The following is a 13,127-nucleotide window of genomic DNA, read 5'->3' as shown; positions in this document are numbered from 1 at the left end:
TGGATCGCGCCGGCTGGCAAGGGGCGCGGCAGGGAAACGGCCGCACGGGGAAACAACGGGAGGCGCGCATCATTCGGCAGCCTCGACAATACCAGACGCGTTGATGGCGGGCCTCGGCACATGTTCGGGCCAGACAGCATCAACAGGCCAATGTTCGGAAAGCCAGCGCATGGCTTCTGCGAAGCGGCGAACCCCAATATCGGACCCGCGCCGCAAGGCAGCAATCCGCTTCCCATCCGAAAACATCTTTGAAGACAGCGTAGCCTCCGCGATGTCCGCGCTGGCGCAGAAGACGCTCGTAACGGCGATGAGTTGATCGATCTGTGTCATGACGCGCAATATGCGGGACATGTCCCGTAGTGTCAACGGGAAATGTCCCTCTCATCATAAAACGCACAATGAGGGATATTTCCCGCATGTCCTACAATGCAGAAGCCATCATCAAGCGGGTAGAACAGCGCGCCAAGCAGCTGAAGATGTCCATGCGCCGCGTCTCCCTGGAGGCGGGCGCCGGGCCAGACCTCATCCGCGACTGGAAACGCGAGAAGGCTCCCCTCCCGCGCCTCGACAGCCTTGCCAAAGTGGCAGACGTGCTCGGCGTTCGCGCCGGCTGGCTGGCGTTCGGAGAAGGCGACAACGATAACGCAAGCGCCGATAATATCAGGCGCGTCCCTGTTATCTCGTGGGTCGCTGCTGGCCGCTTTGCGGATGCACCTGGTTCCGATGAAATGGAACCTTCAGACCATCTCGACATTGCCGATCTTCCGCGCGGCCGATATTTCGGCCTGCGCATCATTGGCGACAGCATGAACCGCATCGCGCCCGAGGGGTCGGTTATCATTGTCAACGCGCACGACAGGGAGCTTATCCCGCGCAAATATTTTGTCTTCCGAAATGCTCAGGGCGCGACGTTCAAGCGCTTCATGAAAAACCCGGATCGTCTGGAGCCATCGTCTTTCAATCTCGATTACGAGCCTTTGCCCGTCGACAAGGATACGAGCGTGATCGGCCGCGCGGTGCGCATCATCTCAAACATCGAGATCTAGCAGCCCGAGTTTGCGCGCACGCTTGGCAGCACTCTCTTCCACTGCTGCAATCTGCGCAGCATAGCGCCCGATCAACCGCTTTTCCGTTCCCGCCGGGTCCATGCCTGCCAACGCGCCGGTGGCCATCACAAGCGTCGGTCGCGCATTATCAATGGCGCGCCGCATCACGGTCCGGTTCCAGTCCGCCGCGTCTTTCCGCTTACGCTTCAGGCTGTCACGTTCCTCGACGAAGGACAACATCAGTTCGATTTCCGCCTCGCTCAGATCGTTGTCGCTACGGGCAATCCAGATGAGCGCCATCAGGCCGGGACGAGCCTTGGCCATGATTGATGCATAGTCCTTGCCGGGCTCATAAAGAACCTCGCGCATGGTGCGCACATAATCACGCGGGTGCTCAATGATCTCTCCGCTCGACGCCGAAACCATTTCCTCTATCCGGTCCGCTCGGAAACTGCGCTGATCGCGCCGAAGGTGGCACCAGGCCTCGACATATGTCTTGTGCTCAAAGTCGGAGAAGCCGTTCACCTCGATGCGCCGCGCGCTTGGAACATGGTCCGCGTCGATATACGAGATATCAAACGTGCGATCCGTGACCGGGCGACTTTGATCGATCGCATAGGCCGGCTTTATCCGCTTTGGTTTGTTATCAACGGCAGAAACTGGTCGGTGCGGAACCTCAGCCGGAAAAGACACCCGTTCAGATGGCGGGCTGATCGGCGAGACATCTCTCGCCGCTGGCAAACGGGGGGACTCCTCGGGCTCGGGCGATGCTTTGGGTTTTTTTCCTATTTGCGCCAGCAGCCAGAAAGCCACGACGATCACCAGCCCGAATAACAACCACATAACGCGCTCCCCAAAGCCCCACTACCCGTTCAGGCTGCAAGCTTAACGAGCGCGCATCACAATCAGCAAGATCCTCACCAGCCGAGCAAAAAGTCAGCATCTCCCAAAATAAGGGACATATCCCTTTTTAGCGTTGACTACGGGACATGTCCCGCATATAACTCACGGCATACCGGGCGCCTCGTGAAAGTTCACCCGGTCTCAAAGCAATCCCTGCCGCCGCACCCCCGCGTTAGCCCATTGCGCGCGGCGGCAGGTTTGCGCCCTGAAACGGAAGGACACTCCCATGCAGACCACACCCCGCTCCCGCATTGAATGGCTTTCCTGCCCACCTGCCGATTTCACGCACCGCGCCGCCATCGGCCTTGCTGCTGTCGGCCGCGATCTTCTGGACTTGCTTTACCTGAAATACCTCCAGTTCCGTCATCGCCACGGCATCTGACGCCATCCGCTTGCCCCTGCCGCAGCCCATGCGCTGCGGCACCTCAAACGGATGGAGGTCAATCCCATGCATCATTCAACAACCCCTTTCGGGGCTCGCGTTCCGGCTCTGCCATCGGCAAAACGGCGCGCCGCGCCGCTCTGGCAGTTTAATGCCGTGGCCATCGGCCTTTGTGCCATCGTCACCCTCTCCATTCTGGCCCCGCTGTCCCTTTATCTCGCAGGTTCACGCCTGGTGCAGATCGAGGCACGCCTTGCCGCAGATGCGAGGGTGTAAACCGATGAAACCCTTCATCCCCGATGATCCCGGCGTAAAATCGCAGGCAAAAGACACAAAGCCCCGCCGCGGGCTGATGACGGCAGGCGCCATTCTGGCCGGCTCAATTGCCATTGGCGTGTGGATTGCCACCGGCGAAACGACAGGCGAGGCCGTGGCCACCATCGCCACAGATGGCTGCGCCACGTCGCGCATGCTGATTGCGTGGTCCGGCTGGTGGGTTGCGGGCGCCGTGTCGCTTGCCTTCGCCTATCTCAAATTCTTCAGCGTCAACGGCCGGCACATGGCCGAACTGGAAGGTCAGGTGCGCGCCGATCTCGCCCTGCTCAACGATCTTCGCCGCCGCCTCACCAACACCCGCAACGCCCTGCGCAGCGGCCATCCCGTCGATACCGGAAGCGATGGCACGCTGTCGCGCGAGTTGCGCCTGCTCAACGCCGCCCTGTCGGGCCGGGAGGAGTGAACGTCATGGGTAACATCTCAAAACAGACGGCGATGGATATCGCTTGTGCCTATCGCGAAGTCGAAGTGGCCGAAGATCTTCTGAAGATCATCACAGAGTCTCTGAACCGGCGCGAAACACCCGATATTCGCGATGTATTTGGGCGTCAGCAGCCCGGCCTTCAACTGGGCGTCCCCTCCGGCGACAACAGCAATAGGCTGTTTAACGTGCCGTGGTCTATTTGCGAGCCGATCATTAGGCTGCACATTACCCAGAACCTGACAAAGATCGCCGTCCTGACAGAGCAGGCGAAGGCAGAAGCCTCCGCAACGCCGGAGGGATCGGACCATGTCTAAGCAGGTCAACCGATCCCTGAAGGACAAGGCCATGGACCGCATTGATCATGCGCTCGGAAGGCCTGTCGACCCCACTGTGGAAAGCTATCGCAACTACTTTGCGACCGACGCCGGCAGCAAGACTGCGCTGGAGTTTGAGGCTTCACCGAACTGGGTCCGAAACGGCAAGGGCACTCCAGAGGGCATGGCGTTTTACCACGTCACAGATGAGGGCCGAAAGGCACTCAGCGGCCACTTGAAAGAGATCGGCGACAAGCACCGCCTTTACGATGTGACCTACGGTGGCCAGACGCAGACTGTCGTCGCTGAGAGTGGCGCAAAGGCCAAGTACAGCCTTTGGCTCGATGTATCCGATTGCTTTTGCGAACTGACATTCGGCGCCTTCACGCGCGCCGCATCGGTCAGGCTTAGCCGCACCCCTGCCTCATCGGAGCCCGCCCGATGAACAACACCCGCAATTACATTCTCGGCACGATCCTCATCGCCGCCATCATTTTTGTCGTCTGGAGCGTCCCCTCCAGCGAACTGGCCGGCCAGCGCAGCGTCACCACATCCATCGGAGGCATGCAATGAGACCGGCGCTTTTCACCGAAGTCGTCGAGGCGTTCCGGCCGGATGGCTCGCTGATGGATCTGGCCTTGCCGCAGGTGGAGGAGGTGGATTTCTGCGCCATCGCCGGCACGCTGTCGCGCATCGCCCGCTTTAATGGCGTGCCGGATGGCGTCGGTTATTCCGTGGCGCAACATTGCGTGCTGGGAACCGAGGCCCTGTTGAACGAGGGCGAGGACGAACTGACAGCCGCGCTCTTTCTCCTCCACGATGCGCATGAACATTTTATTGGCGATCACTGCCGCCCGTTCATGGCGCTCTTGCGGGGAATGCTGCATGCCCGCGCCGGCGAAAAGGCAGCCCTCGCCCTCACCCGCATCATGGCCGATATCCGCCTTGAGTGGGACGAGGCTATCTATGCTGCCGCCAACCTGCCCCCGCCCGGCGCCTGGATGAACCGGCAGAAATCGGCCGCGCTGGCCATGGATGAACGCATGCTGCTGGCAGAAAGCCGCAGCCTGTTTGGCCCGCGGGCTGCCGCCAACATCCATGTCACCGAAAAGCACCGCAAGGCCCGCACGCCGGATTTCGGCACCCGCAAGAACCCGCTGAAGCCATGGGGGGCCATGAAGGCCGAGGAAGAGTTTTTGAAACTCTTCACCCGCCTGCGCGGGCAGGAAGTCCTCATCCGCGCCCGCGCGCTCCACGCCGCCCATGCGGCAACCTCCACCACGTCAAGGAAGGGCTGAAACCATGGCCATCCCCCTGTTCCGCGTCCATTTCGGCGATGGCACGACGATCGATATTCCCGCTGAAACCGCCGACGCCGCCCGCAAGGATGCACGCCCTGAAGCGCAGACGCGCGAGACCGTCATCACCAAGGTCAAGCTTGTGCGGGTGGCGCGCTGATGTCTGAGACATCCTCAATCGAGTGGACAGATGCCACCTGGAACCCCATTGCCGGCTGCAGCCTCGTCTCTCCCGGCTGCACCAACTGTTACGCCATGCGCCGCGTTGCCCCGCGCCTTGCCGCCAACCCGGCAACACCGCATTACCACGGCACGGTGCAGCCTTCGAAAGCCGGCCCGGTCTGGACGGGAAAGATCGGCATCGCCTCCGACAAGGTCTTGATGGCCCCGCTCGGCTGGAAGAAGCCACGCCGCATCTTCGTCAACTCCACATCCGATCTTTTTCATGAGGGCGTGCCGCATGAGGTGATCGACCGGATCTTTGCCGTGATGGCGCTTTGCCCCCAGCATACGTTTCAGGTGCTCACGAAGCGGCCGCAGCGGATGCGGGATTATCTGACGAGCAACGCCACCTATCAGCGCATCCTTCGTGCGGCAGACCCATTGCGTCACAAGCGACCCAGGCTTGGCGATATTCCCATTTCAGATACGCGGCACATGGCGTTCTGGCCGCATGTTTGGCTCGGCGTGTCTGTCGAAGATCAGCCGCGCGCAGACGAGCGCTTGGCGGTTCTCGCGGACACTCCGGCCGCCGTCCGATGGATCTCGGCCGAGCCGATGCTGGGCTTCATCGATATCACAGCCGCCAAAGGCATCGATTGGGTTGTCTGCGGCGGCGAAAGCGGCTCTGGCGCCCGGCCCATGCACCCCGATTGGGCACGCAGCCTGCGCGATCAGTGCGCAGCGGCCAGCATCCCCTTCCTGTTCAAGCAATGGGGCGATTGGGCACCCTGCCCCTGGAAGCTGGAGAGGATGCCGGACGAAACTGACGCGGCCTACATGACGCGCTCCGAAGCTGAATGCTCCACCTTCGCCATCAGCCGGCAGGGATACATGCACGAGATGGACCACAAGCCGTGGTCGTTCTCGCGCGTGCTGCCGGCACCCTCCACCCATCATGCCGTGAAGAACATCGGGAAGAAAGCCGCCGGGCGTCTGCTGGATGGCGTGCTGCACGATGCCTACCCCACCCAGAAAGGACAGTGAGACCCATGCAGAACATCATCCGCGATACACAATCCCTGCTCGGCATGCTCGAGAGCGGCGATCTGAATTCCGAAATGACCGAGACGGTTCAAATGGTGCTGAAGAAGCTTCAGGACCTCTCCACCGATCAGCCCAAGACCACGTTCAAGGGCGAGGTCTCGCTCAAGCTGAAGTTCGCGGTCAAAAACGGCATGGTCGATATCGATGCCGAGATCCCGCCACCGAAGCTGCCAAAGCTCCCGCGCAAGACCAGCGTCTATTTCCTCACTGAAGACGGCCAGCTGTCCACCGAACATCCGCAGCAGCGCGACATGTTCCCCGGCCCGCGCGAGATCGATCACCGTCGCCAGTAACCGCTTCCCCCTCTCAACCGGAGACCTTTGACCATGGAAGACCATAAACTCATTTCCACCAGCCTCGACATCGAGGCGCTTCGCCGTCTGGCCGATGATGCCGGCTCGGCCATCACCGTGATCGACCTGAAGGAAACCTTGCACGGCCTGCCGGCCGGCATCCCCGTTCTGCTCAATCGCAAGACCGGCACCATCCAGTCGGTGCGCGACGAATTCGAAAAGTGGCGCATCGTCCCCACCCTGAAATCCGGCACGGCCACGGTGCAGACGCTGGAAAGCTTCATCGACCTTACCCAGCGCCACCAGACGCCGGAAAGCGTGATCTTTGCCGATTTCAACTGGGAAAAGCCGAGCTTCACCACCATCGTCGATTATCACGCGCGCAACGTGACGCCGGATGGCCAGCCGGGCGTGATCGAGCAATTCGGCTGCCCCAACAACGGCAAGCACCGCATCCACTACCCCTTCCCGCTGTCGAAGGAATGGGAAGCCTGGACGGGCGCCAATGCTGAAGCCATGAACCAGCAGCAGTTTGCCGAGTTCATCGAAGACCATATCCCGGACCTCACGACGCCGGATGAAGCCGAGGCGCGCCACTGGCAGCAGACGCTGGGCGGACGGGTGGCAACACCGGCCGATGTCATCACCCTCTCGCGCGGCCTGCAGGTGTTTGCAGAAACCCGCGTGGCAAATGCCGTGACGCTGCAGAGCGGCGAAGGCCAGTTGACCTTCGAGGAAGAACACAAGGATGCCAAAGGCGAGCGCATCAATGTGCCGAGCCTCTTCATCATCCGCATCCCGCCCTTTTTCATGGGCGAGGCCGTGCGCATTCCGGTGCGCCTGCGCTACCGCGTGAAAGCGGGCGCCATCACCTGGTTCTACCAGCTCTACAAGCCGGAAAAGTGGATCACGGAAGAAGTGGAGCGCGCCTTCTCGCGCGTGACGGGCGCAACCGAACTGCCGGGCTTTGTCGGCACGCCGGAAATGAAGGCCTGACACCCGACCGGCCGGAAGGCAGCGCCTGCCTCCCGGCCATCCTTTCCACCGGAAGAGCCGCCATGACTGATACCCTGCAACTGCCCACCCGCCCCCGCCTCTGGTATCCGGAAGCGCTGCTGAATGATGAGTGCCTGCCAACAGGCCTGCATTCTGCGCAGGCATGGTTCGATGAGTTACGGCCGGAGCCTTTGGGGCTGATCGATGAAAGCGAACGCGCCTTCATTGCCCTGCATGGCCCGGGAGAAACCATCGGCTTCCAGTGGATGGAGGATCACGGCGAAATCATCGTCATGATCGGCCCTGATGGCCTTGTGTGTCACCCGCCCCGCTGCCCGTCCACCATCGATCTCTTCGACCACGAAATGACCTTGCCCCCGGTGAATGTGCCGGTCACAGCAAACCACTTCTGGGACGATGACAGCATGATCTTTGCTGAAACGCTCGAGGAATTCGCGGGCATGTATGCAGAGACATACATGGTGGCGGGCGATGAGCCGCAGGAAGTCACCGTCGAAAGTTTCTTCTGGAGCGGCAAGATCCTGTTCCGCGTCGGCCCCGATGGCCTGACGCTTTCCGAACTGCCGGCAGCCGCCCCACAATCCCCCGAAATTTCCTGATCGAAAAGGCAAGATCGCCATGCTCACCGCATCCCGCGTCACGCTTCTCTCTGCCCTCTCGCTGGTCGGCGCCGTCGTCGAGCGGCGCAACACCATTCCCATCCTGTCGAACGTGCTGCTGGCCCGCGCAGAAGATCCCGCGCGCCTGGCGCTCACCATGACGGATATGGATGTGGAGGTTGAAATCACGTTTGCCGCCACGCTCGATATGGATTTCCGCCCCTTCACCGTGCAGGCGCATCTGCTGCACGATATCGTGCGCAAACTGCCGGATGGCGCCGACTGCCGGTTTGAACCGGTCGATGCCGCCATGAACCACATGCGGCTGAAGGCCGGACGCTCCAAGTTCGCGCTGCAGCTTCTGCCTGAAGGTGACTTCCCGCTGCAAAAGCCGCTCGATGGCCCCTGCCGGTTCCAGGCGCCGGCCAAGGCCTTTGCCGAAGCGCTGGCCGCCGTATCCTTCGCCATCTCCACGGAAGAGACGCGCTATTATCTGAACGGCATCTTCTGCCACCCGGTGGAAGAAGGCGTGATGCTGGTGGCAACCGATGGCCACCGGCTGGCCAAGCGCGTGGTGATGCTTCAGGATGGCGCGCCGGCGGATATGCCACCCGTCATCATCCCCAGAAAAACCGTCGGCGTGCTCGCAAAAATCCTGCCGAAGGAAGGCGAGATCGGCATCACCGTATCCGATGCGCGGATCTCTTTCGATCTTGGCAGCACCCGTCTCTCCTCAAAACTCATCGACGGCACCTTTCCGGATTATCAGCGCGTGGTGCCGCGAGACCTGCCGGAACCGGCAACCATCGACGCGGCAAGCCTGCGCGCCGCCGTGGACCGCGTTGGCACCGTGTCGGCCGACAAGAGCCGCGCCATGAAGTTCACCTTCGAAGATGGCACGCTCACCCTCACGGTGGCCAATCCGGACGCCGGCAATGCCGAGGAGGCCTTGACCTATGATGGCGAGCTCACCCTCTCCACAGGCTTCAACAGCCGCTACGTGCTGGACGCGCTGTCGCAGATCGGCACGGACAGGCTGACGCTTTCCGCCGCCGACGCCGGCAGCCCCGCCATCCTGCGCGCCACCGGCGACAATCCCCTCAACCTCGCAGTGCTGATGCCCATGCGCGCCTGACCGGGCGACGACGAAGGAGAATGGTGATGACGACAAAAAGCGAAGACAGCCGCGGCACGCTGCCCTTCCACCTGGACTTTCGCGCGCAGGCCGCCGTGCTGGCCGATCTGCCGGAAAGCGTGGCCCGCGAAGCTGGTAATTTCTACGAGGGCTGCGCTTCGAATTTGAAATCCGACAGCATGCAGCACGCATGGAAGCAGGTGCTGCGCCCCTACCTGATCGGCCTGCGGGATCAGTATCCCGAGCAGGAAAGACCAGTGCTCGCGCTCCGCGAACTGCGCCACGGCTCGGAAACGGGCGAAGCAAAGCCGGACAATGGGTCGGAAAAGGCCGGCGCCCCGGCACTCTCTTCGCCCGCAAAACCGGACGGCATCAGCCGCGAACTGATGGGCAAGATCGTTGACGAAGTGTTCGGCGGCGCGATCGAAGATGCCTCAGTGATTGAGGAGATCTATGCCGTCATCATGCGGGAAAGCATGGTGCGGGCGCCAGATACTGCTGCAGCCTTCAAGGCGGGGTTCGAATTGAACGACGCCGCAAAATGGCCGGACGGCTGGATGCAGGCCTATTCAATTTGGAATGGGGTATCTGCCCCTACGCCCTCAACACATGTGACAGGTGAGCCCGAGAAATACCTCATCGGCGACAACACGATGATGAAGGTTTTCAAGCGCGCTGGCCTCACCAACATCCATGATCTTCAGGCAGTCTTTGACGCAATCGAGGTTGCCTTGACGCCGCCGCCGAAGAGCCGCGCTTATGAGGCTGGATACAGTGATGCTTGCTCATACGCCCTGTATGAACTCGACCTCGCCATTCGAGATATCGCGAGCGGCGAGCCTGCCAGTGAACGGCTTCCGCAACTCCGCGAAGAGATCAAGACGAAGGAAATGCCAGCGTCAGGAGATATGGGATGAGCGATCTAGAAGGATGGCAGTCACCCCAACCGAATGTGGCGGCGACGGTGCCTTGCCCCTGCACGCTGATTGAGCAGGACGAAGAGTGCCCCGTTGGCTACCCGTCGATGCTCTGCGGCATCTGCAAAGGCACCGGCAACACGACGCATGAACAGGTCACGGCGCTGGCCTGCGAAATGATCAAGATTGCCAGCGACATTGGCGAGCCGGAAGATCCATTCGCCGCTTGGGAGAGCATTGACCTTATTGAGAGCCAACACGATCAACTTCGCCGTATTGCGACAGCCTACGTCAGCGCGGTGAACGGCGAGCCCGAAAAGGACTGCTGGGACACGGAAGACGGCAAGGAAGCGCCCGGCGCGGAGCGGTTTGCTTCTGACTGGTCGTGGAAGGAATACGACGAAAAGAAGCAAAAAGCGTTCGATGCCCTCCGCGAAGCCCTCGCCACCACGGAGGGCAAGGACAATGGCTAAGCTCACAGAAGCTCAGTTCTCGATGCAGTGCTCGTATATCGCGAAGAACGCCGCTGCATGGGCGGGCGATACGCTGACAACGTTCGACGACTTGCACAAGGAGGTGAACACGGGAACCGTGGCTCGCTTCACCGACGAGATGCGTGAGCGCTTAGACCGGCTGGATCAATGGGCCGGCCGACCCCCCGCGCCTCAACCGAGGGCGGATGGGTGGTTGTCGATGGATTGCGTGCCGCTCGACAAAACTGCCGTCATCATTGCCGTCCCCACCAAGGGACGCGACGGATATTTTGTAGGCGAGGCATACTTCGACCCAAGTTCCCCGGCAGGGGGAGATTGGTGGTGGGCTGGAACTTCCAACTCCGACGTTGTCTCCGCGTCTATCAGCGACAGCAATCACCATGCTCCAGAACTTTGGCAACCGATGCCGGCACCTCCCGCCTTCAGGGAGGACGTGTTGAAATGAGCGAACTCCAAACGCTTTCCGATATCGATCTTGCCGTTCTTTTTCAGGAAACAATGAACTGCCACGATAACCTCGTCGACAGTGCGCCGATGGGCGATGAGAGGATTTATTTTGCCGGCAAGAAGTGTGACGCCATCAAGGCAGAGCAGCGTAGACGTGGATATACCCCATGCGAAATCTGCTTTGACGGAGGCACTCCAGATGCCGATCCGGGCGCATACTGCGTTTGTGCCATGGGCGAACGCCTCATGCAGGATAACCAGCAGATGCGCAGGAAATTCCGTCAATTGGAACGCGCCGAACCGATGGAGGAACCGGGCCAATGACATCGCCAGCTTTGGTCAAGGCAGCAGACCTGAAGCGCTTTGCCAATCTGGCAAAGGCGGAGGGCGTCACCGTATGGATTGAGCGAGACGGCGTGCGCGTCGGCGTCTCTCCGGAAATGCCCGCGATTGACAAGCCAAAGCCGGTCGAGAAGTATCATGATTTCGATCTGTGATGGGCAAATGCCGCGTAAACCATTTCTCTCCCGTGAGAAGTCTCGCCACGGGCGCTATGTCTGGTATTTCAAGCGAAACGGCCGGCGCGTTCGCCTCCCTGATATCTATGGCACGCCGGAATTTGAAGACGCTTATGAAAAGGCACTGACAGGTTCCTCTCATGCCCTCGAAAAGCCGAAGGCAAAAAGCGGCTCGCTGAAATGGCTGGTTGATCAATACAAGCGCAGCGCAGCCTTTGCAGCACTGGCGCCAGCCACACGGCGGGCTCGGGATAATATCCTGAAGCAGGTGTTGGCAGACCCGCGAAACGCCGATGGACCATTTGCCTATATCACACGCGCCCGAATCAAAAAGGGCATGGATAAGCGCGCCGCGACACCCAACGCCGCAAACAATTTCCTCAAAACCATGCGCCATCTTTTCAAGTGGGCGCAGGAGGCGGAACACGTCGAGGTCGATCCCTGCATCGGCGTCTCGAAAACCAGCGTAAAGACGGATGGTTTCCACACCTGGACGGTCGCGCAGGTGGAGCAATACCGCAGCCACCATGCGACCGGCACAAAAGCCCGGCTGGCCATCGATATCCTGCTGTTTCTCGGCCTGCGCCGGTCAGATGCCGTCACGGTTGGTCGGCAGCATCTGCGAGATGGGATGATATCCCTGCGCACACAAAAAACGGGCCAGTGGGTTTATTTGCCCGTGTTCCACGCCTTGCAAGCATCCATCGACGCCACAAGCACAGGCGATCTAGCGTTCTTGACGACTGAAAAGGGGCAGCCATTTGCATCAGCCGCATCGTTCGGCAACTGGTTTGCCAAACAGTGCAAGGCAGCCGGCCTGCCAGACTGCTGCAGGGCGCATGGCCTGCGCAAGGCGGGCGCCACGATCGCCGCCGACGAAGGCGCAACGGCGCACGAACTGATGGCAATGTTTGGATGGTCGCGCCTGGCTATGGCCGAGATCTACACGCGCGAAGCTGACAAAAAGAAGCTGGCGCGAGGCGCTTCAGAACGTCTGTCGAACAGAGTGTAGGTCGCACCTTAAACCCTGCTTAGTCCCACCTTAAACAAAATCAACGTTTTAGGTAGTGTGTTGGCGACCCCTGCAGGACTCGAACCTGCGACCTACTGCTTAGAAGGCAGTTGCTCTATCCAGTTGAGCTAAGGGGCCTGAAAAGGAAACCGCGGCCAGCAGGCCGAAAGCCCTGGCTCAGTGAGTCCAGGGCTGGATGCGGTTGAAGCGGAAATTGTCGGTGTAGGAGACGACCTGGCGCGTGGCTTCCTTCGGCGGAATGACGCGGTAATCGATACCGTTGCGCTCGGCGTAGGACTGCGCCTGCTCCAGCGTTTCGAACGTCAGGCGAACCTGCTGGTTCATATCGGATGAGGAGGTGTAGCCGAGGACCGGATCGATGCGGCGGGGTTCTTCCTGGTCGAACTCGAGAACCCAGAGATGGGTCTTTGCCTTGCCGGATTGCATCGCGGTCTTGGCAGGACGGAAAATCTTGGCCGTCATCGTCTCAACGCTCCCTTTCGCGCCTCTTTCTTACGTCCGTAAACGCTGAAGGCTTCGGTTGTGTTGCAGCGGCTCGTTACCTTTTGCGGAAACGAAAAACCCGCGGCAGCAGGTTTGAAGCGGCACGTCTACGATGCCGTTGGTCGGAGTGGAGAGATTCGAACTCCCGACCCTCTGGTCCCAAACCAGATGCGCTACCAGGCTGCGCTACACTCCGTTCAACGATGTTTGCGGGATACACGG

At 60.6% G+C, this 13,127-nt stretch carries 23 protein-coding genes and 2 tRNA genes; 20 read left to right on the top strand and 5 right to left on the bottom strand.

Annotated features, from left to right (window positions below; translation table 11 throughout):
- Positions 1-69 precede the first annotated feature (69 nt).
- A complete protein-coding gene (locus tag AC4CWH_RS05075; RefSeq protein WP_491320660.1) occupies positions 70-330 on the bottom strand; it encodes a hypothetical protein in 261 nt (86 codons plus the stop codon).
- An 86-nt stretch (positions 331-416) separates the two neighbouring features.
- Here AC4CWH_RS05075 and AC4CWH_RS05070 point away from each other — a divergent pair, with 86 nt between their 5' ends.
- Positions 417-1,046 carry a LexA family protein gene (locus AC4CWH_RS05070; RefSeq protein ID WP_491320659.1) on the top strand — a complete coding sequence of 210 codons (630 nt, stop codon included), beginning with the start codon at positions 417-419 and terminating at the stop codon, positions 1,044-1,046.
- On the opposite strand, the gene AC4CWH_RS05065 is transcribed toward AC4CWH_RS05070, so the two are convergent.
- Entirely contained in the window at positions 1,029-1,889 is an 861-nt protein-coding gene (locus AC4CWH_RS05065) for a WYL domain-containing protein (protein ID WP_491320658.1), read from the bottom strand. The genes AC4CWH_RS05070 and AC4CWH_RS05065 overlap by 18 nt on opposite strands.
- 286 nt (positions 1,890-2,175) lie before the next feature.
- Here AC4CWH_RS05065 and AC4CWH_RS05060 point away from each other — a divergent pair, with 286 nt between their 5' ends.
- The 19 genes from AC4CWH_RS05060 (at position 2,176) to AC4CWH_RS04970 (ending at position 12,401) form a co-directional block, all read left to right on the top strand.
- On the top strand, positions 2,176-2,331 hold the full coding sequence (locus tag AC4CWH_RS05060; RefSeq protein ID WP_491320657.1) for a hypothetical protein: 156 nt from the start codon (positions 2,176-2,178) through the stop codon (positions 2,329-2,331).
- 66 nt (positions 2,332-2,397) lie between these two features.
- Positions 2,398-2,607 carry a hypothetical protein gene (locus tag AC4CWH_RS05055; RefSeq protein WP_491320656.1) on the top strand — a complete coding sequence of 70 codons (210 nt, stop codon included), beginning with the start codon at positions 2,398-2,400 and terminating at the stop codon, positions 2,605-2,607.
- Between the two features lie 4 nt (positions 2,608-2,611).
- Positions 2,612-3,070: a hypothetical protein gene (locus AC4CWH_RS05050; protein WP_491320655.1), complete on the top strand. Its 459-nt coding sequence runs from the start codon at positions 2,612-2,614 to the stop codon at positions 3,068-3,070.
- Between the two features lie 5 nt (positions 3,071-3,075).
- Positions 3,076-3,405 carry a hypothetical protein gene (locus AC4CWH_RS05045; RefSeq protein WP_491320654.1) on the top strand — a complete coding sequence of 110 codons (330 nt, stop codon included), beginning with the start codon at positions 3,076-3,078 and terminating at the stop codon, positions 3,403-3,405.
- 31 nt (positions 3,406-3,436) lie between these two features.
- Complete coding sequence (locus AC4CWH_RS05040; protein ID WP_491320653.1) at positions 3,437-3,850, top strand: hypothetical protein; 414 nt, start codon at positions 3,437-3,439, stop codon at positions 3,848-3,850.
- On the top strand, positions 3,847-3,978 hold the full coding sequence (locus tag AC4CWH_RS05035; RefSeq protein WP_491320652.1) for a hypothetical protein: 132 nt from the start codon (positions 3,847-3,849) through the stop codon (positions 3,976-3,978). The genes AC4CWH_RS05040 and AC4CWH_RS05035 overlap by 4 nt, the downstream gene beginning before the upstream one ends.
- Positions 3,975-4,703: a hypothetical protein gene (locus AC4CWH_RS05030; protein ID WP_491320651.1), complete on the top strand. Its 729-nt coding sequence runs from the start codon at positions 3,975-3,977 to the stop codon at positions 4,701-4,703. The genes AC4CWH_RS05035 and AC4CWH_RS05030 overlap by 4 nt, the downstream gene beginning before the upstream one ends.
- A 4-nt stretch (positions 4,704-4,707) precedes the next feature.
- Entirely contained in the window at positions 4,708-4,863 is a 156-nt protein-coding gene (locus AC4CWH_RS05025) for a hypothetical protein (RefSeq protein WP_491320650.1), read from the top strand.
- Positions 4,863-5,909: a DUF5131 family protein gene (locus AC4CWH_RS05020; protein WP_491320649.1), complete on the top strand. Its 1,047-nt coding sequence runs from the start codon at positions 4,863-4,865 to the stop codon at positions 5,907-5,909. Before AC4CWH_RS05025 ends, AC4CWH_RS05020 begins: the two co-directional genes overlap by 1 nt.
- 5 nt (positions 5,910-5,914) lie before the next feature.
- On the top strand, positions 5,915-6,262 hold the full coding sequence (locus AC4CWH_RS05015) for a YfdP family phage-associated protein (RefSeq protein ID WP_491320648.1): 348 nt from the start codon (positions 5,915-5,917) through the stop codon (positions 6,260-6,262).
- A gap of 33 nt (positions 6,263-6,295) precedes the next feature.
- Positions 6,296-7,258, top strand: coding sequence for a DUF2303 family protein (locus tag AC4CWH_RS05010; RefSeq protein WP_491320647.1), 963 nt, complete (start codon positions 6,296-6,298; stop codon positions 7,256-7,258).
- 62 nt (positions 7,259-7,320) lie between these two features.
- Positions 7,321-7,878 (top strand): hypothetical protein, encoded by a 558-nt coding sequence (locus tag AC4CWH_RS05005; RefSeq protein WP_491320646.1) that lies wholly within the window; start codon positions 7,321-7,323, stop codon positions 7,876-7,878.
- 19 nt (positions 7,879-7,897) lie between these two features.
- Positions 7,898-9,013: a DNA polymerase III subunit beta gene (gene dnaN / locus AC4CWH_RS05000; protein ID WP_491320645.1), complete on the top strand. Its 1,116-nt coding sequence runs from the start codon at positions 7,898-7,900 to the stop codon at positions 9,011-9,013.
- 26 nt (positions 9,014-9,039) lie between these two features.
- Positions 9,040-9,930 carry a hypothetical protein gene (locus tag AC4CWH_RS04995; protein WP_491320644.1) on the top strand — a complete coding sequence of 297 codons (891 nt, stop codon included), beginning with the start codon at positions 9,040-9,042 and terminating at the stop codon, positions 9,928-9,930.
- Positions 9,927-10,403 (top strand): hypothetical protein, encoded by a 477-nt coding sequence (locus AC4CWH_RS04990; protein WP_491320643.1) that lies wholly within the window; start codon positions 9,927-9,929, stop codon positions 10,401-10,403. Before AC4CWH_RS04995 ends, AC4CWH_RS04990 begins: the two co-directional genes overlap by 4 nt.
- A complete protein-coding gene (locus AC4CWH_RS04985) occupies positions 10,396-10,869 on the top strand; it encodes a hypothetical protein (protein ID WP_491320642.1) in 474 nt (157 codons plus the stop codon). The genes AC4CWH_RS04990 and AC4CWH_RS04985 overlap by 8 nt, the downstream gene beginning before the upstream one ends.
- The gene (locus AC4CWH_RS04980) at positions 10,866-11,195 is read left to right on the top strand and encodes a hypothetical protein (RefSeq protein WP_491320641.1); all 330 of its coding nucleotides are present in this window, start codon (positions 10,866-10,868) and stop codon (positions 11,193-11,195) included. Before AC4CWH_RS04985 ends, AC4CWH_RS04980 begins: the two co-directional genes overlap by 4 nt.
- The gene (locus tag AC4CWH_RS04975) at positions 11,192-11,368 is read left to right on the top strand and encodes a hypothetical protein (protein ID WP_491320640.1); all 177 of its coding nucleotides are present in this window, start codon (positions 11,192-11,194) and stop codon (positions 11,366-11,368) included. Before AC4CWH_RS04980 ends, AC4CWH_RS04975 begins: the two co-directional genes overlap by 4 nt.
- A complete protein-coding gene (locus tag AC4CWH_RS04970; protein WP_491320639.1) occupies positions 11,352-12,401 on the top strand; it encodes a site-specific integrase in 1,050 nt (349 codons plus the stop codon). The genes AC4CWH_RS04975 and AC4CWH_RS04970 overlap by 17 nt, the downstream gene beginning before the upstream one ends.
- Positions 12,402-12,462: 61 nt before the next feature.
- On the opposite strand, the gene AC4CWH_RS04965 is transcribed toward AC4CWH_RS04970, so the two are convergent.
- The 3 genes from AC4CWH_RS04965 to AC4CWH_RS04955 all read right to left on the bottom strand — a co-directional run bounded on the left by AC4CWH_RS04965 (position 12,463) and on the right by AC4CWH_RS04955 (position 13,101).
- Positions 12,463-12,539: transfer RNA gene (locus AC4CWH_RS04965), tRNA-Arg, on the bottom strand.
- Positions 12,540-12,578: 39 nt separating this feature from the next.
- Entirely contained in the window at positions 12,579-12,884 is a 306-nt protein-coding gene (locus AC4CWH_RS04960; protein ID WP_491320638.1) for an ETC complex I subunit, read from the bottom strand.
- A 140-nt stretch (positions 12,885-13,024) separates the two neighbouring features.
- Positions 13,025-13,101 (bottom strand) — tRNA-Pro (locus AC4CWH_RS04955).
- Between the last annotated feature and the right edge of the window lie 26 nt (positions 13,102-13,127).

Source organism: Neorhizobium sp. PAMB6716, assembly GCF_058242805.1.
The sequence above is the reverse complement of the archived record's forward strand: the minus strand, read 5'-3'. Positions and strand labels throughout refer to the sequence as shown.